Origin of the sequence: Streptomyces sp. NPDC051207 (assembly GCF_040682395.1) — a bacterium.
Lineage (GTDB): Bacteria > Actinomycetota > Actinomycetes > Streptomycetales > Streptomycetaceae > Streptomyces.
On sequence record NZ_JBFBAX010000048.1, the window covers coordinates 1 to 16,992 of the forward strand.

Genomic DNA, 16,992 nt, shown 5'->3' on the forward strand with positions numbered 1-16,992 from the left:
ACGTGCCGTGCGGCTCCTGCGCCGTGCCCTCCGACCGCGGGAAGAACTCGTACCAGGAACCGAACAGCGCCCGCTCCCGCTCCACCAGCAACGGCTGTCTCTTGGAAGCGGTGACCAGCTGCCGCAGGGGATACCGGGCCAGCACCGCGGCGACCTCCGGGGTCAGGGCCGCCGCCAGCCGCTCCTCGGGGGGCAGCGAGTCGTCCCGCAGCGTCCGTGCCGCCGCCGTCACCACGGCACGGCCCGCGTCCCTCGGGACACCGCGCGCGGCACGGGCGTACAGGTCGCCGCCCTCCTCCAGGACCAGCCCCGTGTCGATGCCCGCAGGAACCTTTACCCCGGCGATCCGGCGCCACGTCGTCACCGGGTCGCTCCACGCCTCGACGCGGTAGGTCCACAGGCCCACCGCGTCCGGCGTCACCTCGGCGCCCCAGCGGTCCGACCCCGGCTCCAGCTCGCGCATCGGCGTCCACGGCCCGTGCCGGCCGTCCGGATCGGTGAGCACGACGTTCGCGGCGACCGCGTCGTGGCCCTCACGGAACACGGTGGCGGTGACCTCGAACGTCTCTCCCACGACCGCCTTGGCCGGACGCCTGCCGCAGTCCACGGCCGGCCGGACATCGCGTACCGGGATACGGCCGATGGCCGAAGTCGTGCGCATCGGTTCACCTCCGCCGAGTTCGAAATCGCATGAAGCCGGGCCCTTTGGCCCGGCCTTGGGTCACACTGTGCCGGAAACTTGCGCTATGTCCCGGCAGGGAAACGCCGGTCCGACGTGGGCGGTCCCCGTCTGGCGACGGCGCCCACGACGGGCCGCCCGCTCTGCTCCCGCAGGTACGAGCCGAGAGTGGAGCGCAGATACCGCTCGGCGGCGTCCGCGGCCTCGCGCGCGCAGCGCTTGCCCATCAGCACGCACAGGGTGTAGCCCGCGTCCTCGAACGTGGCCCGCACGGCGCGGTCGGTGGGGGACGCCAGCATCGCGCGTTCCCATGCCCGGTACTGCCGCAAATGCCGGGCGACTTCGGCTTTGGCGGGGAGCAGCATGGCACCGTTCACCTTTCCGGGGGTCTCGGTCGGCGCGTGTCCCGACGGTCGGGCCGGCGTCCGTGCGCACCGCGGCACGGCTGTCGTTACGGCGATCGAGGCTTTCACTCATAGTGCACGCGCGGGGACTCTACGTCTTGTTGGATCTTCAACCGCCACAGGCGCCGCTCGTGTTGCACGAATGGCGTAGCGCCCTCACTGTGGAGGTTACTCAGAAGCGATCGCCGCTCACGTTCTGTGTACGGGGCCCGTCCCGCAGGGGCGAGGAGGACGAGAGCTTTCGCGGTGAGGAGTCAACGACGATGAAAACCGCAGTGCCCTGCTACTACCACCTCGACGTGGAAGTCAGCCCCGAACGGGTCGGACAGGTCAGGCGCATCCTGGCCGCGCACCTGAGGTTCTGGGACCTGGAGGATCTCGTCGAGCCCGTCTGCGACGGCACCGAGATGCTGCTGCAGGCCATCGACGAGCACGCCACCGACAAGAACACCTCCATCGAGATGTGGTGGAACGGCCAGCACCTCATCACGGCGATCGGCGAGAACGACCACGCCCTGCGCCCCGACCAGGAGCTGCGCGACTGCCTGACCCGCATCGCCGCCATGAGCGACGGCTGGGGCTGCTGCGCCACCAGCACCGGCAGCAAGATCATCTGGTTCTCGCAGCGGGCCCGCGCCGGCCAGCGCGTCCCGCTGGTGCCCAAGGCGCCCGCCCCGACCCTCCGCGAGGGTCTCGACACGCCCCGCGAGGCGGCCGTCGCCGCCCTGGCCGGCCACGCCGGTCTGCACGAACCCGTGCTGGAGGAGGCGCGGTGACGGCGCGGCGAACCGCGAAAGGGGTGCCTGTGTGGAGCGGGTACCCCTACCCCCTGGGCGCCGTCTACGACGGGCAGGGCACCAACTTCGCCCTGTTCAGCGAGGTCGCCGAGCGGGTCGAACTGGTCCTCGTCGACGACGCCGGACGGCACAGCACCCTGCCGCTCACCGAGGTCGACGGCTTCGTCTGGCACGGCTACCTGCCCGGCGTCGGCCCGGGGCAGCGCTACGGCTACCGCGTGCACGGCCCCTGGCAGCCCTCCCTCGGGCACCGCTGCAACCCCGCGAAGCTGCTCCTCGACCCCTACGCGCGCGCCGTGGACGGACAGATCGACAACCACGCCTCGCTGTACGAGCGGGAGCCGGACGGGCCCGCCCCGGCCGACAGCGCCGGGCACGGCATGCTCGGCGTCGTCACCGACCCGTTCTTCGACTGGGGCGAGGACCGCCCGCCCCGCCGGCCGTACGCGGACAGCGTGATCTACGAGGCGCACGTCAAGGGCCTGACCCGCACCCACCCCGAGGTCCCGCCCGAGCTGCGCGGCACCTACGCGGGCCTCGCCCACCCGGCGGTCGTCGCCCACCTGACCTCGCTCGGCGTGACCGCGGTGGAGCTGATGCCGGTCCACCAGTTCGTGCACGACGGCGTGCTCCAGGGCCGCGGCCTGGCCAACTACTGGGGCTATAACACCATCGGCTTCTTCGCCCCGCACAACGCCTACGCCGCGTACGGCACCCTGGGCCAGCAGGTCACCGAGTTCAAGTCGATGGTCAAGACCCTGCACGCGGCCGGCCTCGAGGTCATCCTCGACGTGGTCTACAACCACACCGCCGAGGGCAACGAGAAGGGGCCCACCCTGTCCTTCCGGGGCATCGACAACTCCTCGTACTACCGGCTCGTGGACGGCGACTGGCAGCACTACTACGACACCACCGGCACCGGCAACAGCCTGCTGATGCGGCACCCCTACGTGCTCCAGCTGATCATGGACTCGCTGCGGTACTGGGTGACGGAGATGCACGTCGACGGCTTCCGCTTCGACCTCGCGGCCACCCTGGCCCGGCAGTTCCACGAGGTGGACCGGCTGTCGGCGTTCTTCGACCTGATCCAGCAGGACCCGGTGATCAGCCGCGTCAAGCTGATCGCCGAGCCGTGGGACGTGGGAGAGGGCGGCTACCAGGTGGGCAACTTCCCGCCGCTGTGGTCGGAGTGGAACGGCAAGTACCGCGACGCCGTGCGCGACTTCTGGCGCGGCGAGGAACACACGCTCGGCGAGTTCGCCTCGCGGCTGACCGGCTCGTCCGACCTGTACGCGCACAGCAGGCGCCGGCCCCGCGCCAGCGTCAACTTCGTCACCGCGCACGACGGCTTCACCCTGCGCGACCTCGTGTCGTACAACGACAAGCACAACGAGGCCAACGGCGAGGACAACCGCGACGGCGAGAACGACAACCGGTCCTGGAACTGCGGGACCGAGGGCGACACGAAGGACTCCGCCGTGCTGGAGCTGCGCGGCCGTCAGCAGCGCAACTTCCTGGCCACGCTCCTGCTGTCGCAGGGCATCCCGATGCTCTGCCACGGCGACGAGCTGGGCCGCACCCAGCGCGGCAACAACAACGCCTACTGCCAGGACAACGAGATCTCCTGGATCGACTGGCGGCTCGTGGACGGGCAGCGCGAGCTGCTGGACTTCACGCGGCGCGTCATCGCGCTGCGCGCCGCCCACCCCGTGCTGCGCAGGCGGCGCTACTTCCGCGGCGAGACGGCGATCCGCAAGGGACAGCCGCTGCCCGACCTGGTGTGGCTGCTGCCGGACGCGAGCGAGATGACCGACGAGGACTGGCTGCGTCCCGACGCGCACGCGGTCGGCGTCTTCCTCAACGGCGACGCCATCGCCGAACCCGACCCGTGCGGCCGGCCCGTCGTGGACGATTCCTTCCTGCTGCTGCTCAACAGCCACTGGGAGCCGGCCCGCTTCCGGCTGCCCGACGTGCGCTACGGCGAGCGGTGGACGACGCTGATCGACACCGCCGAGCCGCAGGGCCCGCCCGACGAGACCGAGCACAAGGCCGGCACGGACATGACGGTCGCGGCGCGCAGCCTGGTGCTGCTGTCACGCCCGTCCGTCGCCGGATGACCAGCAGGAGGAGAGGCCGGAGGAGCGGCCGGGTCAGCGCCGGGTGCGCGAGGTGACCGTGAACTGGGCGCCGTCCGGGTCGCGCAGCAGCGCCTCGTCGGCGCCCTTGGTCAGCACGCTGCCGCCGTGCAGTTCCGCCGTGCGCGCGCAGGCCGCCACGTCGGACACCGCGAAGTGGACCTGCCAGTGCGGCCGGATCGTCGGGTCGGGCGCCTCGTCCAGGGCGCCCGACTCGATGCGGGCCACGATGTCGCCGCGGCTGCGCAGCACGACCTCGTCGCCCTCGTAGTGCACCTCGCAGCAGCCGGGCTTGTCGGAGGCCCAGTCGAGGACCTCGCCGTAGAAGATCGCGGCGTCGAAGGCGTCGCGGGTGTGGAGCCTGATGAACGCCGGTGCGGCTCTGCGCCAGGTCTCCCAGTCGCTGAACAGCTTGCCCTCCCAGATCCCGAACGTCGCGCCGTCGCGGTCGGCCAGCAGCGCCGCGCGGCCCGGCGGGAAGGACAGCGGCCCGACGGCCGCGGTGCCGCCGCGCTCCTGCACCCGCGACACGGCGTCGTCCGCGCTCGGGACCGCGAAGTACGGCGTCCAGGCCACCGCCATCTGCCACATCGAGGCGATCCCGGCGATCCCGGCGACCGGCGCGCCGCCCGCGAGCGCGATGCGGAAGCGTTCGCCGAGCTTGCCCTGGCGCCACTGCCAGCCCAGCACGGCCCCGTAGAAGTCCTCCGTGGCTTGCAGGTCGCGGCTGGTCAGGCTCACCCAGCAGGGGGCGCCGAAGACGGAATGGGTGGAGACGACGTGGGTCGTACCGGTGGCGGGTGTGCTGTCGTGGTTCATGGCTGTCGCGTCCTGGTGTCGTGGGCCGGCAGCCACCGGAACCGCGCCGATGTCGAGCCGGAGCCGCTGCCGGCGCCTGCCGGGTACCCCGCAGACGCCTGCGAAACTGACAGCGGAACCGGGTGGCACGGCGCGGGCCCAGTGGCGACGATGGAGGAAATCGGAGCACTACCCCAAGGCAAGGGCAGAGCGACACACCGGACCCGGAGGTGACCATGCCCACGGACGGGGGCTCGGAGCGGATCTCCGAGCTGCAGGCGGAGGTCCGGCAGCTGAAAGAGGCGGTCGTCTCGCACGCCGTCGTCGACCAGGCGATCGGGATGGTCGTCGCGCTCGGCCGGGTGACGCCCGACCAGGGGTGGCAGGTGCTGAAGGAGGTGTCCCAGCACACGAACGTCAAGCTCCGGAGCGTCGCCGAGATGATCCTTGTCTGGGGTCGCAGCGGCGTCATGCCGCCGGAGATCAGCGCCGCGCTGGAAGAGGCCCTGGACCGCTACGGACCCACCGAGATCCCCGGCGGTCAGCCCCCGCCCTGAGCCGAACGGGGCAGGACGGGAGATCGCGGACCCGGGCGGAGGCGGGTCCGCGTCCCGTGTCAGCGGACCTCGGCGAGGAGTTCCTCGCGCAGCCGGGCGAAGCAGCCGTTGAGCAGCCGGGAGACGTGCATCTGCGAGATGCCGAGCTGCTGCGCGATGCAGCTCTGCGTCATGCCCTGGAAGAAGCGCAGGTAGAGGATGGTCCGCTCGCGCTCCGGAAGCGCCTGCAGACAGGGCCTGGCGGCCACCCGGTCCACGATGGTGTCGAAGGCCGTGTCCGGTTCGCCGAGGGCGTCGCCGAGGGCGTACCCGTCGGTGCCGGGCATCTCGGCCTCCAGGGACAGCGCGGTGAAGCAGTCGATCGCCTCCATGCCGGTGCGCACCTCGTCCTCGCTCAGGTGTGCCCGCTCGGCGATCTCGGTGACCGTGGGCGGCCGTCCGGGCGTCGTCTGCGACAGGTCCTTCGCGGCCTGCCGGACGCGATTGCGCAGGTCCTGGACGCGCCGGGGCACGTGCAGGGTCCACATGTGGTCGCGGAAGTGCCGCTTGATCTCGCCGGTGACGGTCGGCACGGCGTACGCCTCGAAGGCGTTGCCGCGTGCCGGTTCGTAGTGGTCGACGGCCTTGACCAGGCCGAGGGCGGCCACCTGGTACAGGTCTTCGAGGGTCTCGCCGCGACCGCGGAAGCGGACGGCGATGCGCTCGGCCATCGGGAGCCAGAGCCGGACCAGCTCGTCGCGCAGCGCCTTGCGCTCCGGTCCCTCGGGCAGCCGCGCGAGCCGCTCGAACGCCTCCGTCGTGTCCGGGGCGTCGTCGTGCGGGTGCTTTTTCCTGCTGCTCGCGACGGGCATGGTGCGCACCTCCCAGAGCAGGTGCTCGATGGACAGACACCGCAGGGGAGGCGCGGCGTGGAGCCACGGAGGACGTCCGGGGCCCCGGCGGGCGGCTCCCACGAACATGCCTCCTGTCCGAAGCACTGAAAAGGGCATTCCCTCCGCAGACCGATCCGAAACAATTCGCGGAATGTGGAGGGGGTCATGGCGACGGCTTTATCAAACGCCGCACAAAAATGTACGGGGAGAAATCGAGGGAATTCGTGGAGTGAAATCCCCGGCTGCCGCGGCGGTGCGGTCGGCCGCCGCCTGTGTTCGTCCGTGTGTTCGATGCCGGGTGGCTCGCGGCGCGGGACGCGGAACGTGATGTGCGGCACGCCGCCGGAGGGCGGTCGGCGGCCCCTCGGTGGATCGTTGCTGCGCACGGCTTGATCAGCGATCAAAAGCGCCGAATTCCCTGGCCACAGCGCATTCTGTGCATTTGACAGTGCACTGAGCGCACAGATAGGAAGCAGCGTCCAGAGGTCGAGAGGGTGCACTGTGTACGAGCCGAACGTGGTCGGGGACTGGCAGGAGTACGACGAGCATGCCGGTCTGCGGGTCCGCGTCCACCGCCTTGAGCAGGCCGAGCCGCCGCGGGGACGGGACGACGCCGCCGAAGGAATGACGTACTTCAGTGTCCGCGTCACCGTCGAGAATCGCGGCGACCGCCGTTACGGAATCCATCTCGAGGACGGCCAGATCGACGTGCGGCTCGGCCCAGACGGCGAGAGCGCGTTCGTCGACTGGCGCAACTCGCAGTTCGTCGAGGGCTTCGACGTCTACCCCCTGCGCCGCGCCACGGCCGTGCTGTTCGCGGCCGGACCCGAGGCGGCGCTGAGCCAGGTGGACGTCCAGGTGCAGCTGCGCGTGGACGAGGAGTGGTGCGAGCGCCGGCTGTGGACCGGCGGCATCGGCCTTCAGGAAGAGGGCGCCGGCACTCCCCACGGGGCGGTCCGCGACAGCCTCGCCCACCAGGTGAGCAGCTTCCTGCGGGACCAGGCGGAGGAGGGCACCGCCTGAGGCGGTGCCCCCGGGGCCCGGCCCGCGCCGCTCAGCCGTGCGGGATGCCGTCGATGATCTCGCGGGCGCCCTGCCGCAGCAGGGCCACGGCGACCGACGTGCCGAGGGTGGCCGGATCCAGCCGGCCGGCCCACTCGTGGGCGTTCAGGCGGGTCTTGCCGTCGGGAGTGAACACGCACGCCCGCAAGGACAGTTCCCCGCCGCGGTCCACGCGGGCGTAACCGGCGATCGGGCTGTTGCAGTGCCCCTGGAGCACGTGCAGGAACATGCGCTCGGCCGTGGCCTCCCGGTGCGTGTCCGGGTCGCCGAGGGCGCTGACCGTGTCGATGAGGCCGGTGTCGCCCTCGCGGCACTGCAGGGCGAGGATGCCCGCGCCGATCGGCGGCATCATCGTCTCCGGGGACAGCACCTCGCTGATCACGTCGGTGCGGCCGATGCGCTCGAGGCCGGACACCGCGAGCAGCAGTGCGTCCGCCTCGCCCTCGGCGAGCTTGGCCAGCCGGCGGTTGGCGTTGCCGCGGAACGGCACGCACCGCAGGTGCGGGTGGGTGGCGGCCAGCTGGGCGACGCGGCGCACCGAGGAGGTGCCGACGCGGGTGCCGGGCGGCAGTTCGTCCAGGGTGAGTCCGCCGGGGTGGACGAGCGCGTCGCGGATGTCGTCCCGCTTCAGGAACGCGGCGAACACCGTGCCCGCCGGCAGCGGCCGGTCGGCCGGCACGTCCTTGACGCAGTGCACGGCGAGATCGGCCGCACCGGCCAGCAGCGCGGCGTCGACCTCCTTCGTGAACGCGCCCTTGCCCTCCACCAGGGACAGGTCGCCCAGCCACTTGTCCCCGGTCGTCTTCACGGGTACCACCTCGGTGCGCACACCGGGCCGCAGGGCGGCCAACTCGGCTTGTACGCGCGCCACCTGGGCCAGGGCCATCGGCGAGTCGCGGGAGACGATGCGGATTGTTCCGGGAGCGGGCATGCGGACCACCATAGACGGTGGCCCGCACGGGACATGCCGTACGGGTCAACTCCCCGGCCCGGCACGGCCTTTCCGTGAGCGGGCCGGGGAGCGGGCCGCGTCAGGCGTTCGGGTCGAAGGCGATCCCGGAGGGCTTGGCGGCGGCCAGGTGGGAGGCGAAGCTGCCGTCCTTCAGGCCGAAGTGGGCGCTGCCGAAATCGTACGAGGTCAGCTTGGAGCGGATCCCGGCCGGGTAGCCGTTCCAGCCGACCAGCGGCGGGTACTGCCAGGTGCCCTTGTGGTTCTCCGGCGGCTCGTCGTTGTTGCCCGCGAGCCGGAAGCAGTGCGTGCTGATGCCGTCCTTGTGGTAGACGATCTTCGCGTGCGTGCCGTCGAAGCGGACCTGCGAGCGCGCGTGCACGGTGAACGAGCCGTGGTTCGACGTCGAGACGTACTGCACGGTGCCGTTCTGCACCCACACCACGACGTGCTCCCAGTCGTGCCGGTGACCGCCGATGCTGCTGCCGGACACGGCCTGGTCCTTCTCGAAGTACAGGCCGTAGAGGTAGGCGCACCAGCCGTTGTTGCACTTGTAGCGCGAGTAGCTGTTGGTGTTGTCCAGGTCGGAGGCGTCCCGGCAGTTGCCGTTCAGCGCGCCGGTGGGGCTCAGGCCGCCGTTGACGGCCCCGTCCGGGCCGATGGCCGGCGTCGCGTAGCAGCCGTCGGTGTCGTAGTCGAAGGCGGGCTGGTACGTCCGCTCCGCCGCCTCAGCGTTGGCCGGCAGGGCCGGCGGCGGGGCCGCGAACGCGGTGGCGGGGAAGGCGATGACGAGGGCGGCGGCACCGGCCAGACCGGTGAGCCATCTCCTGCGGTGGATACGGGACGTGCTCGACGACACTGCGTCCTCCTCCTGGTTCCGGGCGCAGCCGAACGGCTGTGGGGGGAAACGGGGTTCAGCATCCCGGTCGATCAGGTCCATGCCAAGAGGGTGCAGGCGTCCCGGCGGTGAAGCACAGCCCAACAGTTGGCGGCCCCACCGGCCGGGCGGTCGTGTGTCACACCAGGTCGTCCGGAAGGTCGGCCGCGGCCTCCTCGGGCGCCAGGTCCGGGCGCAGCCGCAGCCAGGACGGCTGGCGCAGCATGCCCTCCCGGGTCCGGGTGCTGTAGCGGACCTCGCCGACCAGGCGCGGCACCACCCAGTGGGCGCCGGGGGCGTGCGGCACCGGGTCGAAGGGGCAGACGTCGGTGGCGGCGGCCCGCAGCAGCCCGGCGAGCTGTTCCCGCTCGGCCTCGTTCCAGCCGGTGCCCACCCCGCCGACACAACGCAGCCGCCCGGCGGCCCGCTGGCCGACCAGGACCGCGCCCGGCAGGCCCGTCAGCCGGCCCTTGCCGGGCAGCCAGCCGCCGACCAGGACGTCCTCGCTGAGCATGTTGCGGATCTTGATCCAGGCGCGGGAGCGCACGCCCGGTTCGTACACCGAGTCCAGCCGCTTGCACACCAGCCCCTCCAGGCCGTGCTCCCGGGTGGCCCGCAGGGCCTGCTCGCCGTGCCCGACGAGCGCGGCCGGGGTCGACCAGTGCGGGCCCCGCAAGGCGAGTCCGTCCAGTTCGGCGCGGCGCCGCCGGTAGGGGAGCGGGAGCCGGGACCGCCCGCCCAGGTGCATCACGTCGAACAGCACGAGGTGCACGGGGGTGCGGGCGGCGAGCCGGGCCGCCCGGGCGGGGGCGTGGGCCAGGCCCATGCGGGACTGGAGCAACTGGAAGTTCGCGCGGCCCTGTTCGTCGAGGGCCAGCACCTCGCCGTCCAGCACCGCGGGCGTCGCGCCGAGGGCGTCGCCGAGCCCGTGGAGCTCCGGGTAGGCACCCGTGATCTCCAGGCCCGAGCGGGCCCGCAGCACGAGACTTCCGTCGCCCGGGAGATAGACCACGACCCGCTGGCCGTCCTGCTTGGTCTCGTAGGCCCAGCGCGCGTCCTGTGCGGCGGGCGGCAGCGTGCCGGGCGTGGCGAGCATGGGCGGGATCAGCGGCAGGGTCACGGGTCAGTTGTCGACGCGGGCCTGCGCCGTCACGCGTGTCGGCGGGGAGGTTCGCCTGAACGGCCCGAGTCGGTGGCGTGACCGGGCGCCGGTCATTCGGCCCCTCGGCCCGTAAGCCCATCAGCCCGTCGGCCCCTCGGCAGGAGGCAGGGGACCGGCAGGACGTCGCCGTGGGCGCCGCGTCCACGCGCAGGCGAGGAGCGGCCGGTGGCCGGTGGCGGACCACTCCGAGCCGACCCCGCCTGCACCCCCCAGTTACCGTCCAGTAAGCTCCGGCGGCAGGTCGTCAGAGGAGGCACCGTGCCACGGTCCGAACGCTCGCCCCTGCTGCTCGCCGGTCTGCTGGCCGCCGCGGGCGCCGCCCACTTCGCGTCACCGCGCCAGTTCGACGCGATCGTCCCGCGGGCCCTGCCCGGTCCGCCGAGGACCTGGACGTACGTCAGCGGCGCCGCCGAACTCGCCCTCGCCGCCGGGGTGGCCCTGCCGCGCACTCGGCGCCGGGCGGCGCTGGCCACGGCGGCCTTCTTCGTCGGCGTGTTCCCGGCGAACGTCAAGATGGCCGCCGACTGGCGGCACCGCCCCGCGCCGCAGAAGGCCGTGGCCGTAGGACGGCTGCCGCTGCAACTGCCGCTCGTGCTGTGGGCCCGCGCGGTCGCCAGGAACGCGGAGGACGCGCGATGAGCGGCACCCCGCGGATCGGCGACACCGTCGAGGACTTCTCCCTGCCGGACGAGACCGGCGAGATACGCACCCTGTCGGGGCTCCTCGCCGACGGACCGGTCGTGCTGTTCTTCTACCCGGCCGCCCTGACCTCCGGGTGCACGGCCGAGGCGTGCCACTTCCGGGATCTCGCCGCCGAGTTCGCGGTGGTGGGCGCGCGGCCCGTCGGCGTCAGCGGCGACCCCGTGGACCGGCAGCGGGAGTTCGCCGGACGGCACTCCCTCGGCATGCCGCTGCTGTCCGACACCGACGGCACGGTCCGCGAACGGTTCGGCGTGAAGCGGGGCTTTTCACTGGCGCCGACCAAGCGCGTCACCCTCGTCGTCGCGCAGGACCGCACCGTCCTGGAGGTCGTCCGCAGCGAACTGCGCATGAACACCCACGCGGACCGTGCCCTCGCCGCACTGCGCGCCCACCGGGGGCGGTCCCCCGCGTCCTGAACCGGACCCGCCTCACTCCCCGGGACCGTCCGCGGCGACCTGCGCCAGGGTGCGGCCGCTGCGGGCGGAGCGCGCCCGGCGCGGGTCCGGGGTGCCCACCCGACGGGAGGCACCGCCGCCCCTGGTCTTCACCAGCAGCCACGCCTCCTCCGCGTCACCTGAGCCCCGGCCGCCGCGGAAGCGGGTGAGGGCGTAGTCGCCGCGCAGCTTCGCGCCGTGCAGACGGAACGTGGCGTGGCCGCGCCGCAGGGACTCGCCGAAGTCGACGGGGCGCCCCGTGCGGTCGTGGCTCAGCGGCACGTACGTGCCGTGGTCCCAGACGATGACGGTTCCGCCGCCGTACTCGCCGCGCGCGATCACGCCCTCGAACTGCTCGCACTCCAGCGGGTGGTCCTCGGTCGGCACGGCGAGCCGCTTGTCCGCGGGGTTCCCCGACGGTCCCTTGGGCACCGACCACGACTTCAGTACGCCGTCGACCTGGAGCCGGAAGTCGAAGTGCAGGGTGCTCGCGTCGTGGATCTGCACGACGAACCGGGGCCGGTCCCCGCCGGCGTCCGGGGACCCGCCCGCGGGCTCCCCCGTGCGTCCGAAGTCCCGCTTGCCGTGGTGGTCCCGCAGCCGGTCGCGCCTGCTCACCTGCCGCTCCTTCCCCTCTCGGAGCCGGGTACCCCGCGGCGCGCGACACGTACCCCGCGGCGCGCGACACGGATCGCCGGAGCCGGCAGGCCGCGCCGCCGGAGCCGGCCGGCTCAGAACTCCTCGTGCCGCTCCGGGTCCCCGCCGAGGCGCCGGTGGGCGCGGTCGGACACGGCCCGCATCTCCTCGTCGGTCAGCTCGAAGCCGAACACGTCGAGGTTCTCGCGCTGCCGCTCGGGGCTCGCCGACTTCGGGATGGGCAGCGCCCCGAGCTGGGTGTGCCAGCGCAGCACGACCTGGCCCGGCGTGACCCCGTGGGCGTCGGCGACCGCCCCGAGCGCGGGGTCGGAGAGCAGCTCGGACCCGCGGCCCAGCGGGCTCCAGCTCTCGGTGAGGACGCCCTTGCCGGCGTGGAAGGCGCGCAGTTCCTCCTGCGGGAACAGCGGGTGCAGTTCGATCTGGTTGACGGACGGCAGCACCCCCGTCTCCCGCTCCAGTCGGCCGATGTGCCCGGGCGTGAAGTTCGAGACGCCGATCGAGCGCACCAGGCCGTCCTCGCGGAGCTTGATCATCGCCCGCCACGAGTCGACGTACTTGTCCACGCGCGGCAGCGGCCAGTGGATCAGGTACAGGTCGACGTACTCCAGGCCGAGGCGGCGGCGGGACTCCTCGAAGGAGGCGAGAGTCTCCTCGTAGCCGTGGTGGCGGCCGGGCAGCTTCGTCGTCACGACGATCTCCTCGCGGGGCACGCCGCCTCGGGCGACCGCGCGGCCGACGCCGGTCTCGTTGCGGTAGTTCGTCGCCGTGTCAACGAGGCGGTAGCCGATCTCCAGGGCGGAGAGCACCGCCCGCTCCGCGCCGTCGTCGTCCAGCGGCCAGGTGCCGAGGCCCAGGGCGGGGATCGTCGTGCCGTCGTTGAGGGTGTGTGCCGGGGTGCTGAGCACGGGGGGACCTCTCTCGAAGTGCGCGAACGCGGCGTCGGTGATGTGCCGGGTTGCCCAGCCGGAACCGGGCCGCGTCCGCCCGGCCCCGATCAGGAGGCCGGGCGGACGCGGCCGTTCACTCCACGCTGGCCTGCGTGCGGGTCCAGGCGTACTGCAGCCAGTCCGCCATCGTCACCGCCGTCAGCCCGGCGGCCAGCATCCGCGCGGCCCGCGGCGCACAGGCGTACGTGCCGGTCAGGGCGGCGGCCACCCACACGGACGTGCAGAACGGGCAGGTCACGAGGTCGCCCACCGCACGCCGCGCCTCGCCGCCGCGGGACTCGTCCGTGACCTCGCCGGCGGCGCCGTCCTCCGCGCGGCGGGTGAACGGTGCCCGCAGGAAACTGGTCACCTTGTCCCTGGACAGCAGGCGCGACGCCTTGAACGTCGCGGTGCCCAGCAGCGCGACGTCCCACGGCGGCACCTGGTCGGGCAGCCGCAGCCCTCGACGCCACGCCGTCACGGTGAACAAGGTGGCACCGGCCGCGAAGGTGCCCGCGAGGGCCGCGTAGCCCTTCACGGGGACCTCGGCCTCGTTGTCGTACTGGTCGTCGTTGCGCTGTTCAGGCACCTTGATCTCCTTCCGGGGCAGGCCGAGTGCCCCGCCGGACCGCCACCACACGCGGCCCGCCCGTCGGTGTCAGAAGGCCCGTTTCAGCAGGTCGAGCAGTGCCGCCCAGTGCCGCTCGTCCGCCTCCCGTCGTACGCGGCGGTGTCGGCCTGCGTGAAGCCGTGCCGCGCTCCGGCGTACACCTCGCAGCGGTGCCGTACGCCCGCCTCGGTCAGGGCGGTCTCCAGGCGGTCGATCTGGTCGGGCGGCAGCGACGGGTCCTGGTCGGCGTGCCCGAAGTACAGCTCGGCGGTGATCCGGGGCGCCAGCAGGTGCGGGCTGTCGGGCGCGTCCGTGGCGAGCTGCCCGCCGTGGAAACCGGCTGCCGCGGCGACCCGCTCCGGATACGTGCCGGCGGTCAGCAGGGCGAGCCGCGCGCCCATGCAGTACCCGGTGAGCGCGACCGGCCCGCCGGCCGCCACCGGGCAGTCGGCCAGCCACCGCAGGTAGGCACCGGCGTCCCGGGCGGCGAGCTCGGGGGTGAGGGACCGCATGACCGGCCGGAGCCGCTCGAAGATCTCCGGGCGCGCGCCGGGGTCGATGACATCGGGCAACTCCGTGACCGGCGCGGGCCCGTGACGGTGGAACAGGTTCGGCACCAGCACCGTGTAGCCGGCCCCGGCCAGCCGGTCGGCCATGGACCTCAGCCGCGGACGCAGCCCGAAGGCGTCCATGAAGAGCAGCACGGCCGGGTGCGGGTCCCCGTCGCCGGGGTGGGCCAGGTACGCGTCGGCGGTGCCGTCGCCGATCGGAACGTCGACGGCAGAGCCCTGTACGGCGGTCATGTCCGGGACTGCCTCTCGGTGGGGGGCGGGGTGCGGGACCCGGCCCGGCGGGAGGAACCGGATCCCGGTCATCCTGACACGCGGGATGCCGCCCGCCGCGCCCGCCCCCGGCCGGCAGCTCACTCGAACCGTGCGGTGTCTCCCGCCCCGCGCCGCACGATCTCGGCCTCACCGGAGGAGAAGTCGACGACCGTCGTCGGCTCGGTGCCGCACTCCCCGGAGTCGACCACCGCGTCCAGCACGTGGTCGAGCCGGTCCTTGATCTCCCAGCCCTGCGTCAGCGGTTCGTCCTCGCCGGGCAGCAGCAGCGTGCTGGACAGCAGCGGCTCGCCCAGCTCGGCCAGCAGCGCCTGTGTCACCACGTGGTCGGGGATGCGGACGCCGACCGTCTTCTTCTTCGGGTGCTGGAGCATGCGCGGCACCTCCCGGGTCGCCGGCAGGATGAACGTGTAACTGCCCGGCGTGGAGGCCTTGATGATCCGGAACACGTCGTTGTCGATCCGTACGAACTGGCCGAGCTGCGCGAAGTCCTGGCACACCAGCGTGAAGTGGTGCCGGTCGTCCAGCTGACGGATGGTCCGGATCCGGTCGATGCCGTCACGGCTGCCCAGCCGGCAGCCCAGCGCGTAGCACGAGTCCGTCGGGTACGCGACGAGCGCGTCGGAGCGGATGCCGTCCGCGACCTGGGCGATGGTGCGCGGCTGCGGGTTGTCGGGGTGCACGTCGTAGTACTTGGCCATCCGCCGAGCTTATGCCCCTCATCGGGCCGGGGCACCGCAGGCCGGGTGAGCCCCGCCCGGCGAACGCACCGGCCCGCCGACCATGGCCGAAAAGCGCCGGTAGAGCCTCTGCCGGGCCCGGTGTTGCCGCCCTCGCCGCCGTCCGGTTCAGGCCACCCGTGAGGTAACGTCCGAACCGGGGGACGCCGACGAGGAACGAGGAGAAGGCCGACATGGCGGGCCGAGAGGACGGCGCACGAGGCACGGCGGCGGTGGACGGCGCACCCGCGCCGTGGGCCGAGAAACTGCTGGAACACCTGCGTCCGGCCGGGCGCGACATCGGCAGGCTCCTCGCCTGGCTCGCCGAGACCGTGGACGGCCCGGTGTGCCTGCGCGACGACACCGGCACCGTCCTCGCCGGCACCCCGCTCACCCTTGACGACAAACTCGTCGCGAGCATCGTCACCGGCCGTATCGCCTCCGCCGCCTGGGAGGACCGCGGTGACCACCTGCGCCTGGTGCGGGTCGAGCACCCCGGCTCCGCCCGCCCCGCCGTCCTCGCCGTCTCCCGCCGCGAGCCCTTCGACCGGCGCGCCTTCGACATCGTCACGCACACCGCGCAGGTCGTGGAGATCCTGCTGCGCGCCCACGAGTCCACCGCCGCCGGGCACCGGCTGGAACGCGCGACGTCCGACCTGCGGCTGGCGATCCTCCAGCTGCTGATGGTCGAGGACACCGTCTCGGCCCGCCGCGTCGCCGCGGGACTGTGGCCCGGCCTCCTCGACACGGACACCGCCTGCGTGTACGTCGTGGAGAGCTGCACCGAGGAACGCGACCGGCTCGCCGACGCCTGCCTGGACGCGGTGGGCGACCACGCCCTGGTGGTGCGCTGCCCGGCCATGGACGGGCACGTCATCGTCGTCACCTCCCGCGAGAGCGTCGGCGGCGCGCTGCGCGCCCTGGTCGCCCGGCATGCGGACACCTTCCTCGGCGGCAGCGCCAGACAGCGCCTCGCCAACACCGCCGCCGCCTACGGGCAGGCCGTCAGCGCCCTCGCCGTGGCCCGCTTCCGGCCCGACAAGACAGCCGTCTACGCCGAACGCACCCACCCCGAACGCCTGATGGACCCGGCCGCCCTGCGCGCCTGGACGTACCACGTCCTGCGTCCTCTCGACGCGCTGCCGCACCACACCCGCGCCGAACTCCTCGCCACCACCCGCCTGGGCCTGGAGTTCACGGCGGTCAGCACCGCCCGGATCCTCGGCGTCAGCCGCAACACCGTCCGGGCCCGGATGGAACGCGTGGAGGCCCTGCTCGGCATCGACTTCACCGACCTCACCGTCCGCGCCACCGTGCAGCTCGCCCTCAACACGCAGATCGCCCTGACCGAGAGCGCCCCCGGCGGCGCGGCCCCCGACGCGGGCGGCGCCCGGCTCGGCGACCTGCTGGCCTCTCCCGCGGTGCGCAGCTGGGCGCGGGACCTGCTCGGGAAGCTGGACGGCGACGCCCGCAACCTGCGCCGCACGCTGCGCACCTGGATCGCGGCCGGAGGCAACGCCGAGCGCGCCGCGCAGACCCTCGGCGTCCACGCGCAGACCGTGCGCGAACACGTCCGCAGCGCCGAACCCGTCCTGGAGCACCAGCTCCTGGCCGGCGGCGGCGACCTCTACGAGGTCGTCCTCGCCCATCTCGCCGTCGGCGACCTCGAACAGCCCGCTCTGGGCGGGACGAAAACGGGCCATCCGGACTCACTTGTGCACGGCTGAGTGCTGCCGGGCGTGCAGCGGGCATCGACGCGATTCACAACGGCCGCGCCCGGCACGTAGGTTCATCGAGCCGGGGGCACGAC

The 16,992-nt window shown here is 72.9% G+C and carries 18 protein-coding genes and 1 pseudogene; 7 read left to right on the plus strand and 12 right to left on the minus strand.

Going from position 1 to position 16,992, the window contains the following annotated elements:
- Window positions 1-661 (minus strand): maltotransferase domain-containing protein (locus AB0M97_RS29000; RefSeq protein ID WP_365963947.1); only part of this gene is annotated, 661 nt, incomplete at its 3' end.
- Window positions 662-744: 83 nt separating this feature from the next.
- Window positions 745-1,044 (minus strand): DUF5133 domain-containing protein, encoded by a 300-nt coding sequence (locus AB0M97_RS29005; protein WP_365963948.1) that lies wholly within the window; start codon window positions 1,042-1,044, stop codon window positions 745-747.
- 302 nt (window positions 1,045-1,346) lie between these two features.
- Between AB0M97_RS29005 and AB0M97_RS29010 the strand changes: the two genes are divergently transcribed.
- Together AB0M97_RS29010 and glgX are read left to right on the plus strand one after the other, a co-directional pair.
- Window positions 1,347-1,859 (plus strand): pep a2, encoded by a 513-nt coding sequence (locus tag AB0M97_RS29010; protein WP_365963949.1) that lies wholly within the window; start codon window positions 1,347-1,349, stop codon window positions 1,857-1,859.
- The gene (gene glgX, locus AB0M97_RS29015) at window positions 1,856-3,997 is read left to right on the plus strand and encodes a glycogen debranching protein GlgX (RefSeq protein WP_365963950.1); all 2,142 of its coding nucleotides are present in this window, start codon (window positions 1,856-1,858) and stop codon (window positions 3,995-3,997) included. The genes AB0M97_RS29010 and glgX overlap by 4 nt, the downstream gene beginning before the upstream one ends.
- A gap of 33 nt (window positions 3,998-4,030) precedes the next feature.
- On the opposite strand, the gene AB0M97_RS29020 is transcribed toward glgX, so the two are convergent.
- The gene (locus AB0M97_RS29020) at window positions 4,031-4,834 is read right to left on the minus strand and encodes a VOC family protein (protein WP_365963951.1); all 804 of its coding nucleotides are present in this window, start codon (window positions 4,832-4,834) and stop codon (window positions 4,031-4,033) included.
- A 215-nt stretch (window positions 4,835-5,049) separates the two neighbouring features.
- Here AB0M97_RS29020 and AB0M97_RS29025 point away from each other — a divergent pair, with 215 nt between their 5' ends.
- Window positions 5,050-5,370: an ANTAR domain-containing protein gene (locus AB0M97_RS29025; RefSeq protein WP_365963952.1), complete on the plus strand. Its 321-nt coding sequence runs from the start codon at window positions 5,050-5,052 to the stop codon at window positions 5,368-5,370.
- 59 nt (window positions 5,371-5,429) lie between these two features.
- On the opposite strand, the gene AB0M97_RS29030 is transcribed toward AB0M97_RS29025, so the two are convergent.
- Complete coding sequence (locus AB0M97_RS29030; RefSeq protein ID WP_365963953.1) at window positions 5,430-6,221, minus strand: RNA polymerase sigma factor SigF; 792 nt, start codon at window positions 6,219-6,221, stop codon at window positions 5,430-5,432.
- A gap of 522 nt (window positions 6,222-6,743) precedes the next feature.
- Between AB0M97_RS29030 and AB0M97_RS29035 the strand changes: the two genes are divergently transcribed.
- Complete coding sequence (locus AB0M97_RS29035; protein ID WP_365963954.1) at window positions 6,744-7,265, plus strand: hypothetical protein; 522 nt, start codon at window positions 6,744-6,746, stop codon at window positions 7,263-7,265.
- Between the two features lie 31 nt (window positions 7,266-7,296).
- Here AB0M97_RS29035 and hemC read toward each other — a convergent pair whose 3' ends face one another.
- From hemC to AB0M97_RS29050, 3 genes are all read right to left on the minus strand, one after another.
- On the minus strand, window positions 7,297-8,235 hold the full coding sequence (gene hemC / locus AB0M97_RS29040) for a hydroxymethylbilane synthase (RefSeq protein ID WP_365963955.1): 939 nt from the start codon (window positions 8,233-8,235) through the stop codon (window positions 7,297-7,299).
- Window positions 8,236-8,335: 100 nt separating this feature from the next.
- On the minus strand, window positions 8,336-9,112 hold the full coding sequence (locus AB0M97_RS29045) for an NPP1 family protein (RefSeq protein WP_365963956.1): 777 nt from the start codon (window positions 9,110-9,112) through the stop codon (window positions 8,336-8,338).
- A gap of 157 nt (window positions 9,113-9,269) precedes the next feature.
- Window positions 9,270-10,250 (minus strand): ATP-dependent DNA ligase, encoded by a 981-nt coding sequence (locus tag AB0M97_RS29050; protein ID WP_365963957.1) that lies wholly within the window; start codon window positions 10,248-10,250, stop codon window positions 9,270-9,272.
- A 300-nt stretch (window positions 10,251-10,550) separates the two neighbouring features.
- On the opposite strand from AB0M97_RS29050, the gene AB0M97_RS29055 reads away from it, so the two are divergent.
- Together AB0M97_RS29055 and AB0M97_RS29060 are read left to right on the plus strand one after the other, a co-directional pair.
- Window positions 10,551-10,931, plus strand: a complete 381-nt coding sequence (locus AB0M97_RS29055) for a MauE/DoxX family redox-associated membrane protein (protein ID WP_365963958.1) — start codon at window positions 10,551-10,553, stop codon at window positions 10,929-10,931.
- Window positions 10,928-11,410 (plus strand): peroxiredoxin, encoded by a 483-nt coding sequence (locus AB0M97_RS29060; protein WP_365963959.1) that lies wholly within the window; start codon window positions 10,928-10,930, stop codon window positions 11,408-11,410. Before AB0M97_RS29055 ends, AB0M97_RS29060 begins: the two co-directional genes overlap by 4 nt.
- 12 nt (window positions 11,411-11,422) lie before the next feature.
- On the opposite strand, the gene AB0M97_RS29065 is transcribed toward AB0M97_RS29060, so the two are convergent.
- The 5 genes and pseudogenes from AB0M97_RS29065 to AB0M97_RS29085 all read right to left on the minus strand — a co-directional run bounded on the left by AB0M97_RS29065 (window position 11,423) and on the right by AB0M97_RS29085 (window position 15,164).
- Window positions 11,423-12,046, minus strand: a complete 624-nt coding sequence (locus AB0M97_RS29065; RefSeq protein ID WP_365963960.1) for a DNA polymerase ligase N-terminal domain-containing protein — start codon at window positions 12,044-12,046, stop codon at window positions 11,423-11,425.
- Between the two features lie 113 nt (window positions 12,047-12,159).
- Window positions 12,160-12,990 (minus strand): aldo/keto reductase, encoded by an 831-nt coding sequence (locus tag AB0M97_RS29070; protein ID WP_365963961.1) that lies wholly within the window; start codon window positions 12,988-12,990, stop codon window positions 12,160-12,162.
- Window positions 12,991-13,105: 115 nt separating this feature from the next.
- Window positions 13,106-13,600: a DUF1360 domain-containing protein gene (locus AB0M97_RS29075; protein ID WP_365963962.1), complete on the minus strand. Its 495-nt coding sequence runs from the start codon at window positions 13,598-13,600 to the stop codon at window positions 13,106-13,108.
- Between the two features lie 69 nt (window positions 13,601-13,669).
- A pseudogene (locus tag AB0M97_RS29080) lies at window positions 13,670-14,424 on the minus strand (dienelactone hydrolase family protein).
- A 119-nt stretch (window positions 14,425-14,543) separates the two neighbouring features.
- On the minus strand, window positions 14,544-15,164 hold the full coding sequence (locus AB0M97_RS29085) for an L-threonylcarbamoyladenylate synthase (RefSeq protein ID WP_365963963.1): 621 nt from the start codon (window positions 15,162-15,164) through the stop codon (window positions 14,544-14,546).
- A gap of 212 nt (window positions 15,165-15,376) precedes the next feature.
- Between AB0M97_RS29085 and AB0M97_RS29090 the strand changes: the two genes are divergently transcribed.
- Window positions 15,377-16,909, plus strand: a complete 1,533-nt coding sequence (locus AB0M97_RS29090) for a helix-turn-helix domain-containing protein (protein WP_365963964.1) — start codon at window positions 15,377-15,379, stop codon at window positions 16,907-16,909.
- Window positions 16,910-16,992: the final 83 nt, after the last annotated feature.

Bases quoted from the DNA above. Each gene is read 5' to 3' on its own strand.
- AB0M97_RS29005 (WP_365963948.1), bottom strand. From the start codon at position 1,044: ATGCTGCTCCCCGCCAAAGCCGAAGTCGCCCGGCATTTGCGGCAGTAC.
- AB0M97_RS29010 (WP_365963949.1), top strand. From the start codon at position 1,347: ATGAAAACCGCAGTGCCCTGCTACTACCACCTCGACGTGGAAGTCAGC.
- AB0M97_RS29020 (WP_365963951.1), bottom strand. From the start codon at position 4,834: ATGAACCACGACAGCACACCCGCCACCGGTACGACCCACGTCGTCTCC.
- AB0M97_RS29025 (WP_365963952.1), top strand. From the start codon at position 5,050: ATGCCCACGGACGGGGGCTCGGAGCGGATCTCCGAGCTGCAGGCGGAG.
- AB0M97_RS29030 (WP_365963953.1), bottom strand. From the start codon at position 6,221: ATGCCCGTCGCGAGCAGCAGGAAAAAGCACCCGCACGACGACGCCCCG.
- hemC (WP_365963955.1), bottom strand. From the start codon at position 8,235: ATGCCCGCTCCCGGAACAATCCGCATCGTCTCCCGCGACTCGCCGATG.
- AB0M97_RS29060 (WP_365963959.1), top strand. From the start codon at position 10,928: ATGAGCGGCACCCCGCGGATCGGCGACACCGTCGAGGACTTCTCCCTG.
- AB0M97_RS29085 (WP_365963963.1), bottom strand. From the start codon at position 15,164: ATGGCCAAGTACTACGACGTGCACCCCGACAACCCGCAGCCGCGCACC.
- AB0M97_RS29090 (WP_365963964.1), top strand. From the start codon at position 15,377: ATGGCGGGCCGAGAGGACGGCGCACGAGGCACGGCGGCGGTGGACGGC.